This window comes from Pseudomonas sp. PSKL.D1 (assembly GCF_028898945.1).
Taxonomy (GTDB): Bacteria; Pseudomonadota; Gammaproteobacteria; order Pseudomonadales; family Pseudomonadaceae; genus Aquipseudomonas.
In genome coordinates, this window is the sequence record NZ_CP118607.1 from 616,514 (window position 1) to 642,319 (window position 25,806).

A 25,806-nucleotide genomic window follows, 5' to 3' on the forward strand; every position below is an offset into this window, starting at 1 on the left:
TGTGCCCGAACGAATGAATATCAGTATCACTGCGGTTTGCCTGATGGCATCCGCCTGGATGGGATGATGAAATTTCTGCGCCTTCCATTTGCGCTGTTGATGACGGGCTTGCTGGGCTTGAGCGGATGCAGCATGCATCAGCCAGTCGCCCTGTATCAGCTCGACAGCGGTGATCCTGGCCAGCCTTCGCAGAGCGCGGGCATGGCCGTGGTGCTCGGCCCGGTATCGGTTGCCGACTATTTGCAGCGTGAAACATTCCTGCAGCGTCAGCCTGATGGCAGCCTGAGTTCGGCGACCGACGGTCGTTGGGCTGGCAGCTTGTCGGCAGACATCGACCAGTTGCTGGTGCGTCAGCTGGCTTGGCGTTTGGACAGCCAGCGCGTGGTTCTGGCGCCGGCCAGCACCGGCTTCTCGCCGGACGTTCAGGTGCTGCTGTCGATTACCCGTCTGGACTCGGGCAAAAACCAGCCAGCGATCCTCGACGCCCAGTGGCGTTTGCTGGACCGCCGCGGCCATGTGCGTGATAACCGCATCGTCCACCTTGAGCAGCCGCACGAGGGCACTGAGTCTTCGCAGGTGCAGGCACAAGGGCAATTATTGCAGAAGTTGGCCGAGCAGTTGAGCACGGCGCTCAAGCCGCTGGCCAATCAGCCCGCCATTGCTGAGGAAACGCCGAAGAAGCCTGCTGCACCGGTGCAGGTGAAGAAGGCGCCGGAGAAGTCGAAGATCCCGATGGCTTCGCCGATTCGTACGGATATGGAAGTCTATCGGTTCTGATAGTTCTTCTACCCACAAAAAAGCCCGCATCATTGCGGGCTTTTTTGTATCTGGCGGGGGCTGCTTTGCAGCCCTTTCGCGACACAAGGCCGCTCCCACATAGTCCGCATAAGCCCGGGGATACAGGGCTTGCGCCATCCGTGTGGGAGCGGCCTTGTGTCGCGAAAGGGCCGCAAAGCGGCCCCGGCAATCTCGGATCAGGCCCGACGCTCGTGCATCCGCGCCAACTGCCGCTCCAGCATCGACGGATAAGGCTCCATCAAGCGCTCGACACAGCAGGCCCCTTCAGGGCTGGCAATCGGCCGAATCCGCGCGCGCTGGCGAATCAGCGCATCGTCACTGATCTGGCGCTCCACCAGCAGCAGGTTGCGGCTATGTTGCGACAAAGCCAAGGCATCCTGAGCCTTCTCGGCCATCAACAGGTCAACCTGCTCCAGCCCCTGCAAGTCATCACCCAGGGCCAGGCCCAGTTGCAGTTGCAGGGTAATGCCGCTGTCGGCAACCTCAATCTGCAGGGCATGGCCCAAGGCGCGCAGCAGTTCGCCACAGCAAATGGCGTTGGTCAGGTAATCCTCGCCACAATCGCGGCTGTGGAACAGCAGCAGTGTGCTGCCATCGTTCAGGGTGTGGGTTTCACCTTCGTACAGCGAGGCAGCATGCTCAAGGCAGTCGCGGTAGCGCTCCAGCAATTCGGTCAGGCGAGTGCGGGGCAGGCGGCGCAGTTGTTCCTGTGAGCCCAGCTGAACGGCCAGCACGGCTGTGCTCTGTGGCTCGTCAGATTCGACTGCGGCAGCTTTTGGCGGCGTTTCGTCGTCCAGCAGGCCGGCGAACGCTTCGTCATCGTCTTCGTCATCCTGTGCAACCACGCTAGCGCGAGGATTAGCTTTGGCGGCCGGAGCAACGTCGTGCCGGTCGTCGAATTCGTCCTCGTCCTCGTACTCTTCCTCTTCCTCCGGCTCGGGCTCCGGAGGTGGCGGCGGCGCCAGGCGAGCGTGCAGTTGGCGAGCGATGTCGCCGATCTCGTCCTGGCGGTCGATGGCCGGTGTGTAAGGGTGCGGGTCGCGCAGCCATACCCGCAGTTGCAGCAGCGGCAAGGTAATGTGGCGCCCTTGGCGCAAGCTCAGGCTCAAGGCCAGCGCCAGCAGGATGGCGGCGAGAATGCCCATGCTCTGCAGGCTGATCAGCATCGGCTGCTGGAACTGGCTCATGTCCAGGCTGATGCGCAGTTGCCCGGCCGTCACGTCCTGGAAGGTGATCTTGGTCTGGTACAGGCCTTCGGCTTCACCCAGCAAGCTGTTGCGTGGACGCTGGCCGGCTTCGGCGAGGATGCGGTTGTCCACGCTGTAGATGGCCGCATGGGCCACCAGCGGGTTTTTCACCAGATTGCCCAGCAGTACGTTGAGGCTGAGGATGTCGTTGGACACCAGCAGCTCGGTTGCCGACGTGGCAGTCTGGGTTGTGAGGCTCTGGCCAAGGGCGTCCGCCTGCTCGTGCATGGCCTGCTTGAACTGCAGGCCCATCACGCAGGCATAGATCACCAGCGCCAAGGCCACCAGGAAAATGTTGGTGGTGGCGATGCGCAGTGCCAGAGGTACGCGACGTTGGCGCAGGGCACGGAAGATCATGAGGAAGAAGTTGTCGGTTTTGACGGGCGTGGGCCGGTTCACAGAGCGCGGCTCTTAATGGCATAAAAGTGTTGCGCAGTATAGCGAGCTGTGTTTGGTCGGCAAAGTATCGTTGGCACCCGATGGTCATGGAAAATCGGTAGAATGCGCATTTTTCATCGAAGTCGGAGCCAGGTTGTGCGCGAAATCGTCCTGATCAACATCACCGGTGAGGACCGTCCCGGTCTCACTGCAGCCATCACCGGCGTCCTGCTCCAGGGTGGTGTGAACATCCTCGACATTGGCCTGGCGGTCATGCATGGCACCTTGTCGTTCGGCATTCTGGTCGACATCCCGGACAACGAAGTGGCTACCAGCCTGCTGCAAAGCGTGCAGTCCAAGGCTCATGAGTTGAATCTGCAGGCCCGCTACACGCCGATTTCCGAAGCAGATTACCAGCACTGGGCCGATGGCCAAGGCGAAGCGCGGCACATCGTGACCCTGCTCAGCCGCAAGATCACCCCTGAGCAATTGCAGCGTGTGAGTGCCGCCATCAGCCAGTACGGCCTGACCATTGAGCGTATCGAGCGCCTGTCTGCGCGCGTTGCGCTGGACGCCCAGTGCGACAAGAGCCGGGCAGCGCTGGAAATTTCGGTGCGCGGTGTGCCGAGCGATGTTCAGGCACTGCGTGCAGACTTCTTCGCGCTGGCTGAAGAGCTGGGTATCGATATCGCCTTCCAGAAAGATGACCTGTTCCGCCGCAACCGCCGCCTGGCGGTGTTCGACATGGACTCGACCCTGATCGAAGCCGAAGTCATCGACGAACTGGCCAAGGCGGCCGGTGTAGGCGAGCAGGTGGCTGCAATCACCGAGCGCGCGATGCGTGGCGAGCTGGATTTCCGTGCCAGCTTCAAGGAGCGCATGGCGCTGCTCAAAGGGCTGGATGTGAGCGTACTGGACGAAATTGGTGCGTCTCTTCGCCTGACCGAGGGCGCCGAGAACCTGTTCGCCGAACTCAAGCGCATGGGCTACAAAACAGCCATCCTGTCGGGCGGCTTTACCTACTTTGCCAAGCAGGTACAGGCCCGCCTGGGTATCGACTACGTATTTGCCAATGAGTTGGAAGTGGTCGACGGCAAGGTAACCGGGGTGGCGGTAGAGCCGATCGTGGATGCCCAGCGCAAGGCGGACTTGCTGCAGCAATTGGCTAACGAGCAAGGGCTGCAACTGGACCAGACGATTGCGGTGGGTGACGGTGCCAACGACCTGCCGATGCTGTCGCTGGCCGGGTTGGGTGTAGCCTTCCGCGCCAAGCCGCTGGTGCGTCAGTCGGCCAAGCAGGCGATTTCCACCTTGGGGCTGGATGGCGTGCTGTATCTGCTGGGCTTGCGTGATCGCGACGCCCGCGGCTGATCTGAAATTATCGCGGCTGAAGCCGCTCCTACAGGTGATCGCAAACCTTTGTAGGAGCGGCTTTAGCCGCGATGGGCTGCAACGCAGCCCCGACAATCCATCAGGCTTGCGCAGGCACCGCCAGCAACTCACCCATACGCGTCGCCGACCCGGCCCCCATATTCTCTGCCCATTTCACCTGCTCTGGCCCAAACAGCACGATGGCCGTGGAGCCCAGCTTGAAGCGGCCCAGCTCCGCACCTTTCTCCAGGTGAATCTGCGCACGGCTGCCTTCGTCATAACGGAAGGTCTTCAGCTCACGTTTCGGCGGGGTGACCAAACCGGCCCATACCGTCTCGATCGACGCCACGATCATCGCGCCTACCAGCACCACGGCCATTGGCCCGCGTTCAGTATCAAACAGGCACACCACCCGCTCATTGCGGGCAAACAGCTCAGGCACGTTTTCAGCAGTAGTCTGGTTGACCGAGAACAGGCGGCCGGGCACGTAGACCATTTCGCGCAGGGTGCCAGCCAGCGGCATGTGCACGCGGTGGTAGTCCTTGGGCGACAGGTAGATGGTGGCAAATTCGCCACCCATGAACGGCGCTGCCAGTGCCGGGTCGCCACCCAGCAGTTCCAGCGCACTGAAACTGTGGCCTTTGGCCTGGAAGATGCGGCCGTGTTCGATCGGGCCCAATTGGCTGACTGCGCCGTCGGCCGGGCACAGGATTGCGCCGGGGGTTTCATCCAGCGGGCGCGCACCCGGCTTGAGGGCGCGGGTGAAGAAAGCGTTGAAGTGCTCGTAGGCGGTAAGGTCTTCGACCAGCGCTTCACTCATGTTCACCTGGTAGCGCTTGGCAAACCAGGCGGTGAAAGCGTTTTTGAACCAGCGTACGCGGCATTCGGCGACGCAGCCGGCCAGCCGTGACAGCAAGTGATGCGGCAGCAGGTACTGGCTGATGATGAACAGACGGGATTTCATGCAGGTTCCTTAAACTTCTACAGGCGTGTCCGGGTGGTTGCCCCATTCGCTCCACGAGCCGGCATAAGCCTTGACGCGCGGGTAGCCGAGGGCTTTGGCCACCAGGTAAGTGAAACCGGAGCGGCGGTGGGTTTGGCAGTGGGTGATCACTTCCTTGTCGGGGGTGATGCCCAGTTGCTGCAGGACTTCGGCTATGTCCTTGCGGATGCGCAGGTGGTCGTTGAGGTCCATACCGGCGGTCCATTCGAAATTGACCGCACCGGGGATGTGTCCGCCCTTGGCGGCCAGCACTTTCTCGCCACTGAATTCCTGCGGGGCGCGGGCGTCCCAGATGGCCAGGTCATCGGCGCCAAGGCGGCTTTGCACGTATTCTCGGGTGGCCGTGGGTTCGCCATGTACGCGCAAGCTTACTTGCGTGTTGGCCGGCGCGGGTACGTCCGCCGAGAGTTTGTCCGCCGGCCAGGCCTGGATGCCGCCGTTCAGGTAGTGGTACTGCTTGTGCCCGATCACATCGAGCATCCAGATGAAACGCCCGGCCCAGCCACCGCCTTCATCGTCATACACCACATAAACGGCGTTATCGCGGTGGCCGAGTTCGCTGAACAACTTTTCCAGGTCGGTCAAGGCAGGCAGCAGGCCGGGAGCTGGCGGCTGGCCCAGCTGGGTGCGTTTGCCTTCGACGAAGCGGGCACCGGGGATGTGCCCGCTGACGTAGCGGTTGGCGCTACTCAGGTCGACCAGAATCAGCTGCGGGGCATTAAGGCGTGGCAGCAGGTCTTCAGGTTCGATCACCAGCGGCAGTCCGGCAAAATCTGTCATCCACGGTCTCCAGTGTGGAAAGAGGGGCGATTGTAGCGCAAGGGTCAGCTATTGCGATTGGCAAACACCGACAGGGCGCGCTCGATACATTGCGCGGTTTTGCCAAAAGCCTGCACGCTGACGTCGGCCAACGGTTTACCGGCCTGGTCGGCGACCGCCAGCATCAGTACCTGGTCGTTCACCGCCAGCGAGCGCAGCAGAAGATGCTCACTGCGGAAGAACGCGCGCAACGGCGCTGGCAGCAGCGCGGCAAACTGGGCGTGGTTTTCCGGTGTCAGGCGCAGTTGCCCGGCTTTGCTGACCAGTTTCTGCAGTAGTTTGTTCTGGGCAACCGGCAAGGCGATTGCCGCGGCTTCCTTCGGCAGGCCGGTGGCTTGCTGAACCCGCAGCAGGTCGCTGGCCTTGTCCATCGTCAGCAGCAGTATGCGCTGCATGCCACAGGCTTGCAGGGCTTCACTCGCCTGAGTGGCCAAGTGCACGGCATTGGTGAACGGGCTGGGTTGCGCCAGCATTTGCTCGCACAGCTTGCGCCAGCGGCCAAGCTCTTCGCTGGTGGGCGGCGGCGGGGCCAGCATGTCCGGGTGCGGGCGGCGCTGATGCCAAGGCCAGATCAACGCCTCGGCGGGGTGGAACAAGGCGTGCCGGGCATGCCGGCGGGCACTGGCGGCGGCTTGCTGGTGAACTTGCTGCTGCACATCTTCCAGCGAGGTTTGCAGGTAGAGGGCGGTCAGCAGCTGCCAGCGCAGCAAGTGCGGGTTGTCCCAACCCACCTGCGCGGCCAGTGCCAGGTTGTTGGCCAGTAGTACGGTATTGGCCGGCTGGTTGAACCAGCGGCTCAAGGCGGGGGCTTCATCCAGCCGATGTTGCTGGTTGAGCAGGTCTTCGTCGCGGGCGATGCTGAGGATCTGGCCCAGTTGTTCGCGCTCCTCCAACAGCGAGCGGTAGCCTTGGGTGACCCACTGTGACAGCCGCCAGTGTTCGGCTACGGCTTGGCACAACTCGATGATGCGCACACCAAACAGTTCTTCCTCGACGCCCGCGGCTTCTTCACCCTTGTGGATAACCCGCAGCTCCCAGGTATCCAGCAGCTGCGGATAGGCCAGCGCCAAGGGCCACAGTGGCGACAGGAACAGCAGGCTGCTCCAGTGGATTTCCTGCCACAGCCGCGCCAGGCGGGCGGCGAACAGGCCGCTTGCCTGCTGTGAGGCGTGCTGGCTGATGAGCAGAAACTGGCGCAGCACCGGCGGGATTTCATCGTCTGGCAGCGCTGGCAGGCGCATCAGCAGCTCCCGCGTGCGCGCCAGGCCCAGGCGGTTGAGGGCGATTTCCAGGCTTTCAGCGGGCTCCGCCAGGCTGGCATTGGCCGGGTGGTTGGCTTCACGCATCACTGATAGCACCAGGGCGGGGCTGTCCTGCATCAGTTCGGCGATGTCCCGTAATGAACGGCGGCTATCGTTGATGGCGCTCATGACCCGGTCGTAACTGTGCTTCGGCACCGGCAGGCGAATACCGTCCAGCAGTTTGACCCAGGCTTCTAGCGTACGCGGATTCTGAGTAGGCACCTTATATTCCATTGGCATTTTGACATCAGTCCGAACTGGCTTTTCGCATTGAGTGGCTATAGTCTGGCGCAGTTCTGCCGATAAGTAGAAGAAGAGTTTTAAAGCTCCCGTCCCTCACCCTGACCACGACAGCAAGTGCTTTGAACCTATGGCTAAAATTATCGGCATCATCGTCGTATTCGCGAGTGTCATCGCCGGATATGTACTCTCCCATGGCCAGATCGCGGCGCTGATCCAGCCGTTTGAGGTGCTCATCATCGGTGGCGCGGCCTTTGGTGCATTCATGCAGGCCAACCCCGGCTACATGACCATGCACGTCTTCAAGAAGTCGCTGAAGATGTTCGGGAGCCGTTTCACCCACACCTATTACCTGGAGGTGCTGGGCCTTGTGTACGAAATTCTCAACAAGAGCCGCCGCGAAGGCATGATGGCCATCGAGAGTGACATCGAGGATGCCGCGGCCAGCCCGATCTTCGCCAAGTACCCGGCAGTGCTGGGTGATGAGCGCATGACGGCGTTCATTTGTGATTACCTGCGCATCATGTCCACCGGCAACATGGCTCCCCACGAGCTTGAAGGCCTGTTCGACATGGAGCTGCTGAGCATGAAGGAAGAGCTCGAGCACCCATCCCATGCAGTGAATGGCATCGCCGACGGTATGCCTGGTTTCGGTATCGTGGCGGCCGTACTGGGTATCGTCGTGACGATGGCTTCTTTGGGGGACGGTGACCAGGCGGCAATCGGTAAGCACGTCGGTGCAGCGCTGGTGGGTACCTTCTTCGGTATTCTTGCGGCCTATGGCTTCTTCGGCCCGCTGGCCAAGTGCCTGGAGCACGATGCCAAGGAAGAACTCAACCTGTATGAATCGATCAAGGCTTCGCTGGTAGCTTCGGCCTCGGGCATGCCGCCTTCGCTGGCTGTGGAGTTCGGGCGCAAGGTGCTGTACCCCAAGCACCGCCCGAGCTTCGCCGAACTGGAACAAGCGGTTCGCGGTCGCTGAGTCATGGAAAACAATCAGCCGATAATCATCAAGCGCGTCAAGCGCTACGGCGGCGGTCACCATGGCGGCGCCTGGAAGATCGCCTTTGCCGACTTTGCCACGGCGATGATGGCGTTCTTCCTCGTGCTGTGGCTGTTGTCGACGGCCACGCCTGAGCAGAAAATCGCCATTGCCGGTTATTTCAAAGACCCGATCGGGTTTTCGGAAAGCGGCACGCCTTATGTGATTGATTTGGGTGGTTCGCCTGAGCTGGCGCCGGAAAAGACCATCAACCCTGAGCAGAAGTCGGAGCCTACGCCTGATACCAGCATTCAGCTGGACAAGGACCAGGTCGAGACCATGGCCGAGCAGATGGAGCGCGAGCGCCTCGAATTGCTGCTGCAAGAGTTGCAGAACAAGGTCGAGGAAAACCCGGAGCTGCAGAAGTTCAAGGACCAGATCCTCTTCGAGATTACCCAGGACGGCCTGCGCATCCAGATCATGGATGCTGAAAACCGCCCGATGTTCGACCTGGGCAGTGCGCGCCTTCAGCCGTACTTCGAGGACATCCTGCTGGCCATGGCCGACACCATCAAGGCGGTGCCGAACAAGATCAGCGTCAGCGGCCACACTGATGCCAAGCCATACTCCGGCTCGGGTGAGTTCGGAAACTGGGAGCTGTCGGCCAACCGTGCCAACGCTGCACGTCGCGCACTGGTCGCCGGGGGCTATCCGGACGGGCAGGTGGCGCGGGTGGTGGGTTATGCATCGTCGTCGTTGTTCGACCGCAAAAACCCGCTTAACCCGGTAAACCGCCGTATCGACATCATCGTGCTGACCAAAAAGGCCCAGCGTGATATCGAAGGTGAGCAGGGCGCGCCTGAAACACCGCCGGCGGCGACACCACCTGCTGCAAATGCGCCGGGGGCCTCAACGGCACCCGCGGCACCCGAGGCACCGATGCAGCCACGGGAGTTGCGCCAGAAGCTGAACATCTTCGAGGACGGTACCTTGAAGATGGATGAGCCTAAAGATCAGTGACACGGGGGCCGCGTTGCGGCCCTCAGAACCCCCGCCGAATCTTGGCTTTAAGATCGGCATGAAAGAAGTCGGCATTGTCCCTGTCCGCCCAGCTTCCTCCCCCGGCGGGCAGGATCATTGCGCGCTCGAACGTGCATTCATCGTGATAGGCCCGAACAAACAGGTCGATGTGTGCACGCTCACGCATGATCGGCCATTTGCCCAGGTTGTCGGGTGGCGCGCCTTCCCCTCGTTGATAAAGGCTCACGCGGCGATTGGCCATGGTAGCGGCACCCAGCAGCCAGGCCGTCCACCAATCTTCGGCGTAGTTTTCAGGCAGTACACCGACCCAGTGGGTGGCATTGCCCAGTTGCTGGCAGAAGCTGCCATGAAGGTCTTCACTGCTCTGCCCTTGGCCATCGAACTGCACAAGCTGGGCGGTTATCCCTTCGAGCAGCAGGCGCTCATTGAGAATAAAGGCATCCAGCCGTTCTTCGTGGCGGAAACTGATGAATACCGGCATCACGCTAGCCCTCCCTGATAGAAGACATGACCATCAGGGAAAGCAGTGGCGAGGGCAATAGATGACGACAAATCAGGAATCGCCCTACATGTAGAGGTAACGATTCCTACAAAAAACGCCGATCAGTAGCTGTCTTCCGGCAGGCTGGCGATGATCGAGCGATAGCTGTTCATCCGCTGCGGCTTCACGCGCCCGTCCTCCAGAGCTTTCAGCAGTGCGCAACCCGGCTCCCGGTCATGCTTGCAGTCGCGGAAGCGGCAAGTACCGATCAGGTCGCGGAACTCGATGAAGCCTTCTTCCACATCGTCCCGGCTGACATGGCCAAGGCCGAACTCGCGAATACCCGGCGAGTCGATCAGGTCACCGCCATTGGGGAAGTGGTACAAGCGCGCAGTGGTAGTGGTGTGCTGGCCCTGGCCAGACCATTCGGACAGGTCGCCCACGCGGGTGGCCGCATCAGGCAACAGGCTGTTGACCAGCGAGGACTTGCCGACACCTGACTGGCCGACGAACACGCTGATGTGTTCGTTCAGCATCTGTTGCAGGCGCTGCATGCCGTCACCCTGGTGTGCCGAAACCTCCAGCAGCGGGTAACCCAGCTCGCGATAAACTTCGAGCAGTGCGTGCAGTGCAGGCCCGTTCTCGTCGTTGATCAGGTCGGCCTTGTTCAGCAGCAACAGCGGGCGAAGCCCGGCGTGTTCGGCTGCGACCAGGTAGCGATCGATCAGGTTCGGGTGTGGCTCGGGGGCCGGCGCAAACACAATCACGATCAGGTCGACGTTGGCGGCTACCGGTTTGAGCTGGCCATGGTTGTTTGGCCGGCAAAGTTCAGTGCTGCGTGGCATCTGGGCAACGATTACACCAATACCCTGGTTGCCTGCGCGCCATACCACCCGGTCACCGGTCACCAGCGCTGGCAGGTTGGCCCGCAGGTGGCAGCGGAACACTTGGCCCGCAGCCTCGCCATCCTGCGCCTCGACCTCCACCTGCACGCCAAAGTGGGCAATTACCAGGCCCAACTGCTCTGGCCCCAGGTCACCACCCTCCAGCTCTTGCAGTGCATGCTGTTCGCGTTTGGCAGCGCGAGCAGCGCGTTCGGTCTGGATTTTTTCGATACGCCAGTTCTGGCGGCGATTGAGCTGGCGTTTGGCCATGGAAATTCCGTGGAAGGACAGGTTGAAAACGGCAGGCAGTTTAGCACGCCAGGCGCCGGACCATTCCTGTTACCTTTGCGACGCGAATGCATGGCACGGGGCCGCTAGGCTACTATGACGGCCTATTCGAGGAGCTTCTTCATGCAAAACCCACAGAACCTGATCTGGATCGATCTGGAAATGACCGGCCTGGACCCGGACAGCGACGTCATCATCGAGATGGCCACCATCGTGACCGACAGTGAGCTGAACACCTTGGCTGAAGGGCCGGTGATCGCTATCCATCACAGCGATGAAGTGCTGGCGCGCATGGATGAGTGGAATACTCGCACCCACGGCGCCTCCGGCCTGACCCAGCGCGTGCGCGAGAGCAAGGTCAGCATGGCAGAGGCCGAAGCGCAGACCATCGCCTTCCTTGAGCAGTGGGTGCCCAAAGGCAAATCGCCGATCTGTGGTAATAGCATCTGCCAGGATCGCCGCTTCCTGTATCGCCACATGCGCAACCTGGAGAACTACTTCCACTACCGCAACCTTGACGTTTCCACCCTCAAGGAGCTGGCGGCGCGTTGGGCACCGGAGGTACGTGACAGCTTCAAGAAGGGCAATACCCACCTGGCGCTGGACGACATTCGTGAGTCGATCGGTGAACTGCGTCACTATCGTGAGCATTTCATCAAGGTGTGAGCCGAAAAGGCGCACAGCAAATAGTGCTTGCGCCCTCTTTTGGTGCTTTGGGCAACTGGTTAGACTGCGCGACTTTTCTGCACGGACCCGCACCATGTTGTTGATGCTCTACCTGATCGCCATCACTGCTGAAGCCATGACCGGTGCGCTGTCCGCCGGTCGTCGTGGCATGGACTGGTTTGGCGTGGTGCTGATCGCCTGCGTTACTGCGCTGGGTGGTGGGTCGGTGCGTGACGTGTTACTTGGGCACTACCCGCTGACGTGGGTGAAGCACCCGGAATACCTGGTGCTGACCAGTTGTGCCGCCCTGTTTACGATTTTCATCGCGCCCATGATGCGCCGCCTGCGTTCGCTGTTCCTGGTGCTTGATGCGCTGGGGCTGGTGGCCTTTACCTTGATCGGTTGCATGACGGCGCTGGAAATGGGGCAGGGCATGCTGGTGGCGTCGATCAGCGGGGTGATCACCGGGGTGTTTGGCGGGATTCTGCGGGATATCTTCTGCAACGATATCCCGTTGGTGTTCCGCCGGGAGCTGTATGCCAGCGTTTCGTTCGCTGCGGCCTGGTTCTACCTCGGATGTGTGTATTTCAAGGTGCCGGCGGAACAGGCGATGCTGCTGACGCTATTTGGTGGTTTTTTGCTGCGGTTGTTGGCGATTAGGTTCCACTGGGAAATGCCGAAGTTTCATTACAACGATCAGCAGTAGGGCACTTGGGGCGCGAAGCGGCCCCAGCTAACTCGCGCCATGCTTTGCCAGCGCCCACTCCACATGCTCCCTCACCAGCTCTGAAGCATCCTCACGCCGCGCCTTGAGGGCCTCGATCACCGGAATCGTCGAAGGCGCATTCCCCAGCCCCACCGCCAAATTGCGCAGCCATCGCTCATACCCCGCCCGCCGCAGCGGCCCGCCCTCGGTCTTGCGCAGGAACGTTCTCTCGTCCCACAGAAACATCTCGGCCAGCTCGGCATTCTCCAGCCCATGGCGTGGCATGAAGTCGCTCTCCTGGGTCGGCTTGGCGAAGCGGTTCCACGGGCAGACGATCTGGCAGTCATCGCAGCCGAACACCCGGTTGCCCATCATCGAGCGCAACTCGACCGGAATGGCGCCTTTCAACTCAATGGTCAGGTAAGAAATGCAGCGCCGGGCATCCAATACAAACGGCCCGACAAACGCCTTGGTCGGGCAAACATCCAGGCACGCCTGGCAACGCCCGCAGTGTTCGCTGGTATGCGCCTCGTCCACTGGTAATGGCAAATCGACGAACAGTTCGGCGAGAAAGAAGTAACTACCAGCCTTGCGGTTGAGCAGCAGGGTGTTCTTGCCGATCCAGCCCAGGCCGGCCTGCTCGGCGATGGCTTTTTCCAGTACGGGTGCACTGTCGACGAACGCTCGGTAGCCGAATGGCCCGATGTCTGCCTGAATGCGGTCAGCAAGGTGCTGCACCCGCTTGCGCACCAGCTTGTGGTAATCACGCCCCAGTGCGTAACGTGAAACGTAGGCCTTTTCTGGTTGGGCCAGGCGTTTAGCCATCTGCGTATCGCCTGGCAGGTAATCCATGCGCAGCGATACCACGCGAACGGTGCCGGGTATCAGCTGGTCGGGGTGTGAGCGTTTGCTGCCGTGGGTGCCCAGGTACTCCATCTCGCCCTGATAGCCAGCGTCGAGCCAGCGCTGCAGGTGCTGTTCGTGCTCGCCCAGGTCTATACCCGCAATGCCGACGTGGGCAAAGCCGAGTTCGCGGCCCCATTCTTTGATGGAGAGGGCCAAGGCTGGAAGGTCAAGTGTAGGCGCGGACATGGATGGGCAAGGCAATACGGGCTCAGGTGCGTATAATTCTGCCAGACATTGGAGCCTTTGACCCCATGCCCCAGACCAAACTACCTGGCAATGCCCCGCAATTGCTCAGCAGCGTGACTGTCGCGCACCTGCCGGCCAGGCCCGAGCACGCCCACAAGGGTGATTTTGGCCATGTGCTGGTGGTGGGTGGTGACCTGGGTACCGGCGGTGCGGTACTGCTAAGTGCCGAGGCCGCTTTGCGCTGCGGTGCCGGGCTGGTCAGTGTTGCCACCCGGCCCGAACATGTTGCAGCGGCAATTGCCCGCATGCCAGAGGTCATGTGCCTGGGGTGCAGTTCTGCCAACCAGCTGATGGGGGTGCTGGAGCGTGCCTCGGTACTGGTGGTCGGCCCGGGGCTGGGCCAGGCGGCTTGGGGGCGAAGCCTGCTGTCGGCCGTCGCCAATGCCGAGCGGCCGCAGGTTTGGGATGCCGATGCGCTGAATCTGCTGTCTGGCACGCCGTTGGCGCTGCCCAGCGGAAGTATTCTGACCCCGCACCCGGGAGAAGCCGCGCGGTTGCTGGGCATCTCCACCGAGGCGGTGCAGGCCGACCGGACAGGTGCGGCACGCAAGCTGGCGCGGCGCTATGCCAGTGTTTGTGTGCTGAAAGGTGCGGGCACGCTGGTAGCAGCCCCGAACGGGCAGTTGGCAATCTGCGAGCGCGGTCACCCTGCCATGGCCGGCGCCGGGCTGGGCGATGTGCTGACTGGCGTGCTGGCGGCGCTGTTGGCCCAAGGGCTGAGCGCCTGGGATGCCGCCTGCCTGGGCGTTTGGCTGCATGCCTGCGCGGGTGAACGTTTGGGCGTCAAAGGTAGGGGCCTGGCTGCCAGTGATCTGGCACCGGTCATTCGTGAATTGTTGGAGGAGCACTCTGCGTGCCTGGCATAACCCTGTTTCTGGCTGATGAAGAAGCCACGGTCAATTTCGGTAACACACTTGCCAAGGTGACCGCTGGTCGTGGCGTGATCTTTCTGGAGGGCGACCTCGGGGCAGGCAAAACTACACTGTCCCGTGGCCTGATTCGTGGTTTGGGCCATACCGGTGCGGTGAAAAGCCCTACCTTCACCGTGGTCGAGCCTTACGAAATTGGTGAAGTGCGTGCATACCATTTCGACCTGTATCGGCTGGTCGATCCGGAGGAATTGGAGTTCATGGGTATTCGTGACTACTTCGAAGGCGACCCGCTGTGCCTGTTCGAGTGGCCACAAAAGGGTGCGGGCGTTTTGCCAAAGCCCGACCTGACCATTACCATAAGCCCCCAAGCGGGCGGACGCTCGCTGATCCTTTCGCCGCAGGGGGCTCGCGGCGAGGCCTGGTGCACTGCGCTGGCCGAACACAATAAACAGTAAGTGGGGTAGGTATGCGCATACGCGCACTGGTCGCTGTGGTTGGGCTGCTGCTGACAGCGGTGACCGTTGACGCTCTGGCCGTCACGCAAGTCAAGAGCATGCGCCTGTGGCGCGCACCAGACAACACACGGCTGGTCTTCGACCTGTCCGGTCCTGTGCAGCATAGCGTCTTCACCCTGAGTGCGCCTGATCGGTTGGTCATCGACATCAACGGTGCGACGCTGGCTGCGCCGCTGAATGTCTCTACATCCAACACCCCGATCAACAGCGTGCGCTCTGCCCAGCGCACGCCCACCGACCTGCGTGTGGTGGTTGACCTGAAAAAATCGGTCACGCCCAAAAGCTTCACGCTTGCGCCCAATGCGCAGTACGGCAACCGCCTGGTAGTCGACCTGTACGACCAAGAAGCCGACGCCATTGCCGCCACCGCGCCGGTCACGCCGCCGACGCCCCCGGCAACGCCAGCGACCACGCCAGCCGTACCTGTATCGCCGGCCCAGCCTGCTATCAAGCTGCCGCCCGCGCCAAGTGGCAAACGCGATATCGTGGTTGCTATCGATGCGGGGCACGGCGGTGAAGACCCGGGTGCTTCGGGCTCGCGTGGCCAGCACGAGAAAGACATCGTGCTGCAGATCGCCAAGGAGCTGCAGCGCCAGATCAACACCGAAAAGGGCTACCGCGCCGAGCTGACCCGCACCGGTGACTATTTCATCCCGCTGCGCAAACGCACCGAGATCGCCCGCAAGAAGGGCGCCGACCTGTTCATTTCCATTCACGCGGACGCTGCACCTTCCCGTGCTGCGTTCGGTGCGTCGGTGTTCGCCCTGTCGGACCGTGGCGCCACCTCGGAGACGGCGCGTTGGCTGGCCGACACGGAAAACCGCTCTGACCTTATTGGCGGTGCCGGCAACGTAAGCCTGGATGACAAAGACCGCATGCTTGCAGGTGTGCTGCTCGACCTGTCGATGACCGCCACCCTCAGTTCCAGCCTCAACGTCGGGCAAAAAGTGCTTGGCAACATGGGGCAGGTCACTTCGCTGCACAAGCGCCGCGTCGAGCAGGCCGGGTTCATGGTGTTGAAGTCGCCAGACATTCCGTCGATCCTCGTCGAAACCGGGTTCATTTCCAACAACAATGAAGCCGCCAAGCTGGCCACGCGCAGCCACCAGCAGGCATTGGCCCGCTCGATCCACACGGGCGTGCGTCAGTACTTCCAGCAAAACCCGCCACCAGGCACCTACATCGCCTGGCTGAAAGACAGCGGCAAAATTGCCCAGGGTCCGCGTGAGCACACCGTGCGCCCGGGTGAAACCTTGGCGATGATCGCCGTGCGCTATCAGGTCAGCGTGGCCAGCCTGCGCAGCACCAACAGCCTCAAGAGTGATGAGCTGAAGGTCGGCCAGCAGCTGGATATCCCCGCCACCACCTTGGCCTCGCAATAATGAGTGGCGGTTCGCGTATTCAGCTGCTCAGCCCGCGGCTGGCCAACCAGATTGCCGCCGGTGAGGTGGTCGAGCGCCCGGCCTCTGTGGCCAAAGAGTTGCTGGAGAACAGCCTCGACTCCGGTGCCCGGCGTATTGACGTGGAAGTCGAGCAGGGTGGCGTGAAGCTGCTGCGTGTGCGTGATGACGGCGGCGGCATTTCGGCAGACGACTTGCCGTTGGCTTTGGCCCGTCACGCCACCAGCAAGATTCGCGAACTGGAAGACCTTGAAGGCGTGCTGAGCCTTGGCTTCCGGGGTGAGGCGCTGGCTTCGATCAGCTCGGTGGCCCGCCTGACCCTGACATCGCGTACTGCCAATGCCGGTGAAGCCTGGCAGGTTGAAACCGAAGGCCGCGACATGACCCCGCGTGTGCAGCCTGCTGCACACCCTGTGGGCACCTCTGTTGAAGTGCGCGACCTGTTCTTCAATACCCCGGCACGGCGCAAGTTCCTCAAGGCCGAGAAGACCGAATTCGACCACTTGCAGGAAGTCATCCGGCGCCTGGCGCTTGCCCGCTTCGATGTTGCCTTCCACTTGCGCCACAACGGCAAGAGCATCCTTAGCCTGCACGAAGCCCATGACGACACCGCGCGTGCCCGGCGCGTCGGCGCCATCTGTGGCCCCGGCTTCATGGAGCAGGCGCTACCGATCGATGTGGAGCGCAATGGCCTGCGTTTGTGGGGCTGGGTTGGCCTGCCGACGTTTTCGCGCAGCCAGGCAGACTTGCAGTATTTCTTCGTCAATGGCCGTGCGGTGCGAGACAAGCTGGTTGCCCACGCAGTGCGCCAGGCCTATCGGGACGTATTGTTCAATGGTCGTCACCCGACCTTTGTGCTGTTCCTGGAGCTAGAGCCGAACGGCGTCGACGTCAACGTCCACCCTACCAAGCATGAAGTGCGCTTCCGTGAGGGGCGTTCGGTGCACGACTTCCTCTATGGCACGTTGCACCGTGCATTGGCCGATGTGCGCCCGGAAGATCAGCTTGCTGCCCCGGCCGCCGCGGCCGAGATCGTGCGCCCTACAGGCCAGCAGGCCGGTGAGTTCGGGCCTCAGGGTGAAATGCGCCTGGCCTCGCCCGTGCTGGAACAGCCTCAGGCAGCGCGGCCTTCGATTTCCAATGGTGGCAGCGGTGCCGGTTATCAGTATCAGTACACGCCGCGTCCGTCTCAGCCGCTTCCCGCCGCGGAAACTCAGGCTGTTTACCGCGAGTTCTACAAGCCTCTGGACGGCAGTGCTGCTGTACCCAATGCGCTACCGGAAAGCCAAGGCGACATTCCGCCGTTGGGCTACGCACTGGCGCAGCTCAAAGGGATCTACATCCTCGCCGAAAACGCCGTCGGCCTGGTGCTGGTAGACATGCATGCCGCCCACGAGCGCATCATGTACGAACGCCTCAAGGTAGCCATGGCCAGCGAAGGCCTCAGCGGCCAGCCGCTGCTGGTGCCGGAAACCCTGGCCTTAAGCCAGCGCGAAGCCGACTGCGCCGAAGAGCATGCCCAGTGGTTCCAGCGCCTTGGCTTCGAGTTGCAGCGCTTGGCCCCCGAGACGTTGGCCATTCGCCAGATCCCGGCATTGCTCAAGCAGGCCGAAGCCAATCGCCTGGTGCAGGATGTGCTCGCCGACCTGATGGAGTATGGCACCAGCGACCGCATTCAGGCTCACCTGAACGAACTGCTCGGCACCATGGCCTGCCACGGCGCGGTGCGTGCCAATCGCCGCCTGGCCATCCCTGAAATGAATGCCCTGCTGCGTGACATGGAAAACACCGAGCGCAGCGGCCAGTGCAACCATGGCCGCCCGACCTGGACCCAAATGGGCCTGGACGACCTGGACAAACTTTTCCTGCGCGGTCGATGACATGAGCAGCAAGCCCCCAGCAATATTCCTCATGGGCCCGACCGCGGCCGGCAAGACCGACCTCGCCATCGAGCTGACCAAGGTGCTGCCCTGCGAGTTGATCAGCGTCGATTCGGCACTGGTCTACCGCGGCATGGACATCGGCAGCGCCAAGCCTTCAAAGGAAATCCTGGCAGCCCATCCACACCGGCTGATCGATATCCTCGACCCGGCCGAGAGTTATTCCGCTGCGCAGTTTCGCGCCGATGCCCTGGAGGCCATGGCCGATATCACCGCGCGCGGAAACATTCCGTTGCTGGTTGGTGGCACCATGCTTTATTACAAGGCATTGCTGGAAGGCCTGGCCGACATGCCTGCCGCCGATGCCGCCGTGCGTGCGGAGCTGGAGGCTCAGGCCGAGGCGCTTGGCCTGGCCGAGTTGCACCGGCAGTTGGCCGAGGTAGACCCGGTTTCGGCCGCCCGCATCCACCCCAATGACCCTCAGCGGCTGATCCGTGCCCTTGAGGTCTACCGGGTAAGTGGCGAAAGCATGACGGCCCATCGCCAGCGTCAATTCGCGGAAAGTAGCGGCGCAGACGCAGGCGCTGACACACATTTGCCCTATACTGTCGCGAGTTTGGCGATTGCTCCTACAGATCGTCACATTTTGCATCAGCGAATTGCGTTACGATTTTCGCAGATGCTGGAACAGGGCTTCGTCGACGAGGTCCGATCGCTGCGAGCCAGAAGTGACTTGCACGCCGGGCTGCCGTCTATACGGGCAGTGGGGTATCGGCAGGTCTGGGATTACCTGGACGGCAAGCTGACTGAGAATGAGATGCGTGAACGCGGTATCATTGCTACCCGGCAGCTGGCCAAGCGGCAGTTCACCTGGTTGCGTGGCTGGCCCGACGTACACTGGCTGGATAGCCTGGCCTGCGACAATCTGTCCCGCACCTTGAAATACCTTGGGGCCATCTCCATATTGAGCTGAGTCCCTGCTGATTGCCGTCTATTCTTGCGAAGGGGCGGCCTAACTTATCGATTTCCTTGATTTTCTATTATTTATCCTTACAGGAGTGCGGCATATGTCAAAAGGGCATTCGCTACAAGACCCTTACTTGAACACCTTGAGAAAAGAAAAGGTCCCGGTTTCGATCTATCTGGTCAACGGGATCAAGCTGCAGGGCTCGATCGAATCTTTCGACCAGTTCGTGGTGCTGTTGAAAAACACCGTCAGCCAGATGGTCTACAAGCACGCCATTTCGACCGTCGTACCTGCTCGTCCGGTTCGCCTGCCAAGCCCGTCCGATGCCGACGGCAGCGACAGCGAGCCAGGCAACGCCTGATAGGAGCCTGCATTGTTCTTTGAGCGCCACGGTGGTGGTGAGCGGGCGATGCTCGTTCACTTGGAAGGTCAGAACCCTGAGGCGCGCGAAGACCCGCAGGAGTTTCAGGAACTGGCATTGTCGGCCGGGGCCGACATCGTTACGTTGGTCACGGTTGCAAGGCACCAGCCTACAGCCAAATACCTGATTGGCAGCGGCAAGGTCGAGGAATTGCGCGACCTGGTCAAAGCCGAACAGGTAGACCTGGTGATTTTCAATCACACCCTCACGCCCAGTCAGGAGCGCAACCTCGAACGTGTCTTCGAGTGTCGCGTGCTCGACCGCACGGGGCTGATCCTCGACATCTTCGCCCAGCGGGCGCGTACCCATGAAGGCAAGCTGCAGGTTGAACTCGCCCAGCTCGACCACATGAGCACGCGGCTGGTACGCGGCTGGACCCACCTTGAGCGTCAAAAGGGTGGTATCGGCTTGCGTGGCCCGGGTGAAACACAGCTCGAAACCGACCGCCGCCTGTTGCGCGTGCGTATTCGCCAGATCAAATCACGTCTTGAGAAGGTGCGCAGCCAGCGCGAGCAGGCTCGCCGTGGGCGCAAGCGCGCGGACATTCCTTCGGTGTCGCTGGTGGGTTACACCAACGCCGGCAAGTCCACGCTGTTCAACGCCCTGACCGAATCCGAGGTTTATGCGGCCGATCAGTTGTTCGCCACCCTCGACCCGACCTTGCGCCGGCTTGAGTTGGCCGACCTGGGGCCGATCGTGCTGGCAGACACCGTGGGCTTCATTCGCCACCTGCCGCACAAGCTGGTTGAAGCTTTTCGGGCTACGCTCGAAGAGTCGAGCAACTCTGACCTGTTGCTGCATGTGATCGACTCCCACGAGCCTGAGCGCATGGAGCAGATCGAGCAGGTGTTGGCGGTGTTGGGCGAGATCGGTGCCGAAGGCTTGCCGATCCTTGAGGTCTATAACAAACTCGACCTGCTCGAAGATGTCGAGCCGCAGATCCAGCGTAACGCCGACGGCAAGCCGGAGAGGGTCTGGGTATCGGCACGCGATGGGCGTGGTCTGGAGCTGGTTGGCCAGGCGATTGCCGAGTTGCTGGGGGATGATCTGTTTGTCGGTACCCTGTGTCTGGAGCAGCGTTTTGCCCGCTTGCGCGCGCAATTCTTTGCCTTGGGTGCCGTGCAAAGTGAGGAGCATGACGAAGAAGGGCGCAGCCTGCTGAGTGTGCGACTGCCCATGGTCGAGTTGAATCGCCTGGTCAGCCGTGAAGGCATGGAGCCGCAAGTGTTTGTCGAGCAACACACTTTGCAATAAAAGCCCGGCGAGGTTGCCGGGCAGCAATGGTAGGCATTCTGTAGCATTGGACGGCGCGCCGTGGGCGCGTCTTTGCTTTATCAGATGGAGAGCGCTATGGCTTGGAACGAGCCGGGTGGCAACTCGAACAATCAGGACCCCTGGGGCGGTCGTCGCGGTGGCGGCGGCGGTGGTGGCGACAAGAAAGGCCCACCAGATCTGGACGAGGCCTTCCGCAAACTGCAGGACAGCCTCAATGGCATGTTCGGCAGTGGCAAGAAACGTGGTGGCGGTGACCGCAATGTCGGCAAAGGTGGCGGCTATGGGCTGCTGGGCATTGGCCTGGTCGTGCTGGCGGCTATCTGGCTGTACAGCGCCGTGTATGTGGTCGACGAACAGGAGCAGGCCGTGGTGCTGCGCTTCGGTAAGTACTATGAGACGGTCGGTCCCGGCCTGAACATCTACTTCCCGCCGATTGATCGCAAGTACATGGAAAACGTCACGCGTGAGCGTGCCTACACCAAGCAGGGCCAGATGCTGACCGAAGACGAGAACATCGTCGAGGTGCCGCTGACCGTCCAGTACAAGATCAGCAATCTTCAGGACTTCGTGCTCAACGTCGACCAGCCTGAGGTGAGCCTGCAGCACGCGACCGACAGTGCCCTGCGCCACGTGGTGGGTTCCACCTCGATGGACCAGGTGCTGACCGAAGGCCGTGAGCAGATGGCCGTGGATATCCGCGAACGCCTGCAGCGCTTCCTCGACAACTACCGTACCGGTATCACCGTCACCCAGGTCAACGTACAAAGCGCGGCAGCCCCGCGTGAAGTGCAGGAAGCCTTCGACGACGTGATCCGTGCCCGCGAAGACGAGCAGCGTGCCCGCAACCAGGCTGAGTCCTACGCCAATGGCGTGGTGCCGGAAGCCCGTGGTCAGGCGCAACGCATCATCGAGGACGCCAACGGTTACCGCGACGAAGTCATCGCCCGCGCCAAGGGTGAGGCTGATCGCTTCACCAAGCTGGTCGCCGAGTACCGCAAGGCGCCTGACGTGACCCGCCAGCGTCTGTACCTGGAGACCATGCAAGAGGTGTACAGCAACACCAGCAAGGTCATGGTGGCCACCAAGGACGGGCAGAACAACCTGCTCTACCTGCCACTGGACAAGATGGTCGAAGGCAGCCGCAACGCGTCGGCGCCGGTCAGCAGCGTATCGCCATCGGCCAACGATGCCGCCGCGCGCGCCGCGCAAGACCTGCAACAGCAACAGCAGCAGCTGCGTACTAGGGAGAGCCGCTGATGAGCAATAAATCGCTGATCGCCCTGATCGCCGCTGTGGTTCTGGGCATTGTTGCCTGGAACAGCTTCTACATCGTGTCCCAGACCGAGCGTGCGGTACTGCTGCGCTTCGGTAAGGTGGTCAAGGCGGATGTCCAGCCTGGCCTGCATGTGAAGATTCCGTACGTCAACCAGGTGCGCAAGTTCGACGCCCGCCTGATGACCCTCGACGCCCCGACCCAGCGGTTCCTGACCCTGGAGAAGAAAGCGGTGATGGTCGACGCCTACGCCAAGTGGCGCGTCAAGGACGCCGAAATCTTCTACACCGCAACCTCCGGCATGAAGTCGATCGCCGACGAGCGCCTGTCTCGCCGACTGGAAAGCGGCCTGCGTGACCAGTTCGGTAAGCGCACCCTGCACGAAGTGGTCTCCGGTGAGCGTGATGCGTTGATGGCTGACATCACCGCATCGCTGAACCGTATGGCCAGCAAGGAGCTGGGTATCGAGGTCATCGATGTGCGCGTCAAGGCCATCGACCTGCCGAAAGAAGTAAACCGCAGCGTGTTCGACCGTATGAGCACCGAGCGTGAGCGTGAAGCCCGCGAGCACCGCGCAAAGGGTAACGAGTTGGCCGAAGGTATTCGCGCCGATGCCGACCGTCAGCGCCGTGTGCTGTTGGCTGAAGCCTATCGTGAAGCTGAAGAAACCCGCGGTGATGGCGACGCACAGTCGGCTGCCATTTACGCCAAGGCCTACACCCAGGACGCTGACTTCTATGCGTTCTACCGTAGCCTGCAGGCGTACCGCGAAAGCTTCTCCAGCAAGAGCGACGTGCTGGTCCTGGACCCGAAGAACGAGTTCTTCCGGTACCTGGACAAGAGCAGGCCGTAACGCGCAGCACCCGTTTCACCTTCGCGAGCGCCCCGCCTGGCAGCTAAAACACCAGGCGGGGTGCATCCTGAATGAAAAGGGGTGTATGATGCGGCAGCCGGGAAATTTCCCGGCTTTTTTGCGTCTGAAAGGTTGATTGGCAAAACGCCAGTTGACGGTTTGGTCAGGTCGCAAGGCAATTCGAGGGTATTGGGTACGGTGGCTGCGCTGGGATCAGTGCTGCCCGCTGCTGTGCGCCAGTGCCTGCTTTACTGACGGCTCGCCTGCTGGCAAGCCGCCCGGACCAGAGGGGAAATGGCGTAATGGCAACGGTAGACCGCTGGCTGCTGCCAGATGGCATCGAGGAAGTACTGCCACCTGAAGCTGCGCGCATCGAAATCGCGCGCCGCCAGGTGTTGGACCTGTTCCAGAGTTGGGGATACGAGCTGGTCGTCACCCCGCATATCGAGTACCTGGAGTCGCTGCTGACCGGCGCCGGCCAGGACCTGGATCAGCGCACCTTCAAGGTAGTCGACCCGCAGTCGGGCCGCCTGATGGGCTTCCGCGCCGACTTCACCCCGCAGGTGGCGCGCATCGACGCCCATACCCTGCGCCGTGAGGGCCCGAGCCGCCTGTGCTACGCCGGCAGCGTGCTGCATGCGCAGCCACGTGCCCTGTCCACCTCGCGCAGCCCGATTCAGTTGGGTGCCGAGCTGTACGGCGACGCCAGCCCTACCAGCGATGTCGAAGTCATCAGCCTGATGCTCGCCACGCTGCAACTGACCGATGTACCAGATGTACACATGGACCTCGGCCATGTCGGTATCTACCGCGGCCTGGCCCGTGCCGCAGGCTTGTCTGGCGCAGTCGAGCAGCAGTTGTTCGACGCGCTGCAGCGCAAGGCTGTGGATGAAGTCGAGGCGCTGACCGCTGACCTGCCGAAAGACCTCGGCAACATGCTGCGCGCGTTGGTAGAGCTGTGCGGTGGCCGCGAAGTGTTGAACGAAGCTCGCGTGCGCCTGGGCCGTGCCCCGGCCAGCGTGCTGGCTGCGCTGGACGACCTGCTGGCCATCGCTGACCGGTTGGCATCGCGCTTCCCGGAGCTGCCGTTGTACTTCGACCTCGGCGAGCTGCGCGGTTACAACTACCACACCGGCGTGGTGTTCGCCGTGTTCGTGCCGGGCGAAGGCCAGTCCATCGCCCAAGGCGGGCGCTATGACGACATCGGTGCCGATTTTGGCCGGGCACGCCCGGCCACCGGATTCTCCACGGATTTGAAGACCCTGGTCACACTGGGGCGAGCGGAGGTCGTATTGCCAACTGGCGGCATCTGGATGCCCGACAGTGGTGACGCGGCCCTCTGGCAGCAGGTCTGCCAGTTGCGCAACGAGGGCCAGCGTGTGGTCCAGGCTCTGCCTGGCCAGCCGTTGAGTGCTGCTCTCGAGGCGGATTGTGATCGGCAATTGATTCAGCAAGACGGGCGCTGGCAGGTTCTGCCACTGGCCCAGTGAGTTTCTGCGTCGGCAGTAGGCCGGCAACCAAGTTTGCGTGAATGAGGACCAATGTAATGGGTAAGAATGTCGTCGTCCTGGGCACCCAGTGGGGTGATGAGGGCAAAGGCAAGATCGTCGATCTGCTGACCGAACATGCTGCCGCCGTCGTGCGCTACCAAGGTGGCCACAACGCGGGCCACACCCTGGTGATCAACGGTGAAAAAACCGTTCTGCACCTGATTCCGTCCGGCATCCTGCGTGAAGGCGTACAGTGCCTGATCGGCAACGGCGTGGTCGTTGCCCCGGATGCCCTGATGCGTGAAATCACCAAGCTGGAAGAGAAGGGCGTGCCTGTGCGCGAGCGCCTGCGCATTAGCCCGGCTGCTCCGCTGATCCTGTCGTACCACGTGGCGCTGGACCAGGCCCGTGAAAAAGCTCGTGGCGAAGCCAAGATCGGCACCACCGGCCGCGGCATCGGCCCAGCCTACGAAGACAAGGTTGCGCGTCGCGGCCTGCGCGTTGGCGACCTGTTCCACCGCGAGCGTTTCGCTGCCAAGCTGGGTGAGCTGCTGGACTACCACAACTTCCAGCTGGTGAACTACTACAAAGAGCCGGCCATCGACTTCCAGCAAACCCTGGACGAGTGCATGGCCTACGCAGAACAGCTCAAGCCGATGATGCTCGACGTCACCGCCGAGCTGCACAACCTGCGCCGCGCCGGCAAGGACATCATGTTCGAAGGTGCCCAGGGCTCGCTGCTGGACATCGACCACGGTACCTACCCGTACGTGACCAGCTCCAACACCACTGCCGGCGGTATCTCCACCGGTTCCGGCGTTGGCCCGATGTACCTGGACTACATCCTCGGTATCACCAAGGCCTACACCACCCGTGTTGGTTCCGGCCCGTTCCCGACCGAGCTGTTCGATGAAACCGGCGCTACCTTGGCCAAGCGTGGCCACGAGTTCGGTTCCACCACCGGCCGTGCTCGCCGTTGCGGTTGGTTCGACGCCGTCATCCTGCGCCGCGCCATCGACGTCAACAGCATCTCGGGCATCTGCCTGACCAAGCTGGACGTACTGGACGGCCTGGAAACCATCAACATCTGCGTTGGCTACAAAAACGAGAACGGTGCCGTTATCGACGCGCCTTCCGATGCCGACAGCTACATCGGCCTGGAGCCGGTGTACGAAGAGATGCCAGGCTGGAGCGAGTCGACCCTGGGTGCCAAAACGCTTGAAGAGCTGCCGCAGGCCGCGCGCGATTACATCAAGCGCATCGAAGAGCTGGTTGGTGCGCCGATCGACATCATCTCCACCGGCCCGGACCGCAACGAAACCATCGTGCTGCGTCATCCGTTCGCCTGATCTGCCTGACAGGCTGATCTGACGCCGTAGCCCTGCAAGGGGCTGCGGCGTTTTCATTTGCGGAACTTGCCCGCGGACAGGCGCCCCTGGTTGCTCAACCTTGGCGCATATCCCTGCTGCCCCCGGCACAACCCTTGCTGTAAGAAAGCTCTGT

General features: G+C 61.8%; 24 protein-coding genes. 17 read left to right on the plus strand and 7 right to left on the minus strand.

Translation table 11 applies throughout. From position 1 onward, the window contains the following. Positions 1-66: 66 nt before the first annotated feature. Positions 67-777, plus strand: coding sequence for a PqiC family protein (locus PVV54_RS02565; protein WP_274908461.1), 711 nt, complete (start codon positions 67-69; stop codon positions 775-777). Between the two features lie 197 nt (positions 778-974). Here PVV54_RS02565 and PVV54_RS02570 read toward each other — a convergent pair whose 3' ends face one another. Further along, positions 975-2,444, minus strand: coding sequence for an AhpA/YtjB family protein (locus PVV54_RS02570; RefSeq protein WP_274908462.1), 1,470 nt, complete (start codon positions 2,442-2,444; stop codon positions 975-977). A 135-nt stretch (positions 2,445-2,579) separates the two neighbouring features. On the opposite strand from PVV54_RS02570, the gene serB reads away from it, so the two are divergent. Further along, entirely contained in the window at positions 2,580-3,794 is a 1,215-nt protein-coding gene (gene serB, locus PVV54_RS02575; RefSeq protein ID WP_274908463.1) for a phosphoserine phosphatase SerB, read from the plus strand. A 100-nt stretch (positions 3,795-3,894) separates the two neighbouring features. Here the strand turns inward: serB and asd are convergent, their stop codons facing one another. From asd to PVV54_RS02590, 3 genes are read right to left on the minus strand one after another with little or no spacing between them, the layout of a single operon-like run. Further along, positions 3,895-4,758: an archaetidylserine decarboxylase gene (gene asd, locus PVV54_RS02580; protein ID WP_274908464.1), complete on the minus strand. Its 864-nt coding sequence runs from the start codon at positions 4,756-4,758 to the stop codon at positions 3,895-3,897. A gap of 9 nt (positions 4,759-4,767) precedes the next feature. Further along, positions 4,768-5,577: a rhodanese-like domain-containing protein gene (locus tag PVV54_RS02585; RefSeq protein WP_274908465.1), complete on the minus strand. Its 810-nt coding sequence runs from the start codon at positions 5,575-5,577 to the stop codon at positions 4,768-4,770. A 44-nt stretch (positions 5,578-5,621) separates the two neighbouring features. Further along, positions 5,622-7,157: an HDOD domain-containing protein gene (locus PVV54_RS02590; RefSeq protein WP_274908466.1), complete on the minus strand. Its 1,536-nt coding sequence runs from the start codon at positions 7,155-7,157 to the stop codon at positions 5,622-5,624. Positions 7,158-7,287: 130 nt separating this feature from the next. Here PVV54_RS02590 and motA point away from each other — a divergent pair, with 130 nt between their 5' ends. Continuing rightward, positions 7,288-8,139, plus strand: coding sequence for a flagellar motor stator protein MotA (gene motA / locus PVV54_RS02595; RefSeq protein WP_274908467.1), 852 nt, complete (start codon positions 7,288-7,290; stop codon positions 8,137-8,139). A gap of 3 nt (positions 8,140-8,142) precedes the next feature. Further along, positions 8,143-9,159 (plus strand): flagellar motor protein MotB, encoded by a 1,017-nt coding sequence (gene motB, locus PVV54_RS02600; RefSeq protein WP_274908468.1) that lies wholly within the window; start codon positions 8,143-8,145, stop codon positions 9,157-9,159. A gap of 22 nt (positions 9,160-9,181) precedes the next feature. Here motB and PVV54_RS02605 read toward each other — a convergent pair whose 3' ends face one another. Both PVV54_RS02605 and rsgA read right to left on the minus strand, forming a co-directional pair. Continuing rightward, positions 9,182-9,661: a molecular chaperone Tir gene (locus tag PVV54_RS02605; protein ID WP_274910377.1), complete on the minus strand. Its 480-nt coding sequence runs from the start codon at positions 9,659-9,661 to the stop codon at positions 9,182-9,184. Positions 9,662-9,783: 122 nt separating this feature from the next. After that, on the minus strand, positions 9,784-10,815 hold the full coding sequence (rsgA, locus tag PVV54_RS02610; protein ID WP_274908469.1) for a small ribosomal subunit biogenesis GTPase RsgA: 1,032 nt from the start codon (positions 10,813-10,815) through the stop codon (positions 9,784-9,786). Positions 10,816-10,956: 141 nt separating this feature from the next. Between rsgA and orn the strand changes: the two genes are divergently transcribed. Then, positions 10,957-11,499, plus strand: coding sequence for an oligoribonuclease (gene orn, locus PVV54_RS02615; protein ID WP_274908470.1), 543 nt, complete (start codon positions 10,957-10,959; stop codon positions 11,497-11,499). 94 nt (positions 11,500-11,593) lie between these two features. Beyond that, the gene (locus tag PVV54_RS02620; protein WP_274908471.1) at positions 11,594-12,205 is read left to right on the plus strand and encodes a trimeric intracellular cation channel family protein; all 612 of its coding nucleotides are present in this window, start codon (positions 11,594-11,596) and stop codon (positions 12,203-12,205) included. Positions 12,206-12,232: 27 nt separating this feature from the next. On the opposite strand, the gene queG is transcribed toward PVV54_RS02620, so the two are convergent. Continuing rightward, on the minus strand, positions 12,233-13,297 hold the full coding sequence (queG, locus tag PVV54_RS02625) for a tRNA epoxyqueuosine(34) reductase QueG (protein WP_274908472.1): 1,065 nt from the start codon (positions 13,295-13,297) through the stop codon (positions 12,233-12,235). Between the two features lie 65 nt (positions 13,298-13,362). Between queG and PVV54_RS02630 the strand changes: the two genes are divergently transcribed. The 11 genes from PVV54_RS02630 to PVV54_RS02680 all read left to right on the plus strand — a co-directional run bounded on the left by PVV54_RS02630 (position 13,363) and on the right by PVV54_RS02680 (position 25,652). Beyond that, positions 13,363-14,223, plus strand: coding sequence for an NAD(P)H-hydrate dehydratase (locus tag PVV54_RS02630; protein ID WP_274908473.1), 861 nt, complete (start codon positions 13,363-13,365; stop codon positions 14,221-14,223). Between the two features lie 8 nt (positions 14,224-14,231). After that, positions 14,232-14,684 (plus strand): tRNA (adenosine(37)-N6)-threonylcarbamoyltransferase complex ATPase subunit type 1 TsaE, encoded by a 453-nt coding sequence (gene tsaE, locus PVV54_RS02635; RefSeq protein WP_446731449.1) that lies wholly within the window; start codon positions 14,232-14,234, stop codon positions 14,682-14,684. An 11-nt stretch (positions 14,685-14,695) separates the two neighbouring features. After that, entirely contained in the window at positions 14,696-16,126 is a 1,431-nt protein-coding gene (locus PVV54_RS02640) for an N-acetylmuramoyl-L-alanine amidase (RefSeq protein ID WP_274908475.1), read from the plus strand. Beyond that, the gene (mutL, locus tag PVV54_RS02645) at positions 16,126-18,024 is read left to right on the plus strand and encodes a DNA mismatch repair endonuclease MutL (protein WP_274908476.1); all 1,899 of its coding nucleotides are present in this window, start codon (positions 16,126-16,128) and stop codon (positions 18,022-18,024) included. Before PVV54_RS02640 ends, mutL begins: the two co-directional genes overlap by 1 nt. 1 nt (position 18,025) lies before the next feature. Further along, positions 18,026-18,997, plus strand: coding sequence for a tRNA (adenosine(37)-N6)-dimethylallyltransferase MiaA (gene miaA, locus PVV54_RS02650; RefSeq protein ID WP_274908477.1), 972 nt, complete (start codon positions 18,026-18,028; stop codon positions 18,995-18,997). A 94-nt stretch (positions 18,998-19,091) separates the two neighbouring features. Next, on the plus strand, positions 19,092-19,352 hold the full coding sequence (gene hfq, locus PVV54_RS02655) for an RNA chaperone Hfq (protein WP_274908478.1): 261 nt from the start codon (positions 19,092-19,094) through the stop codon (positions 19,350-19,352). A 12-nt stretch (positions 19,353-19,364) separates the two neighbouring features. Next, positions 19,365-20,666, plus strand: coding sequence for a ribosome rescue GTPase HflX (hflX, locus tag PVV54_RS02660; protein ID WP_274908479.1), 1,302 nt, complete (start codon positions 19,365-19,367; stop codon positions 20,664-20,666). Between the two features lie 96 nt (positions 20,667-20,762). Next, positions 20,763-21,944, plus strand: a complete 1,182-nt coding sequence (hflK, locus tag PVV54_RS02665; RefSeq protein WP_274908480.1) for an FtsH protease activity modulator HflK — start codon at positions 20,763-20,765, stop codon at positions 21,942-21,944. Next, positions 21,944-22,813 carry a protease modulator HflC gene (hflC, locus tag PVV54_RS02670; protein ID WP_274908481.1) on the plus strand — a complete coding sequence of 290 codons (870 nt, stop codon included), beginning with the start codon at positions 21,944-21,946 and terminating at the stop codon, positions 22,811-22,813. The genes hflK and hflC overlap by 1 nt, the downstream gene beginning before the upstream one ends. 302 nt (positions 22,814-23,115) lie before the next feature. After that, complete coding sequence (locus PVV54_RS02675) at positions 23,116-24,303, plus strand: ATP phosphoribosyltransferase regulatory subunit (protein WP_274908482.1); 1,188 nt, start codon at positions 23,116-23,118, stop codon at positions 24,301-24,303. A gap of 56 nt (positions 24,304-24,359) precedes the next feature. After that, a complete protein-coding gene (locus PVV54_RS02680) occupies positions 24,360-25,652 on the plus strand; it encodes an adenylosuccinate synthase (RefSeq protein WP_016489441.1) in 1,293 nt (430 codons plus the stop codon). Positions 25,653-25,806 lie beyond the last annotated feature (154 nt).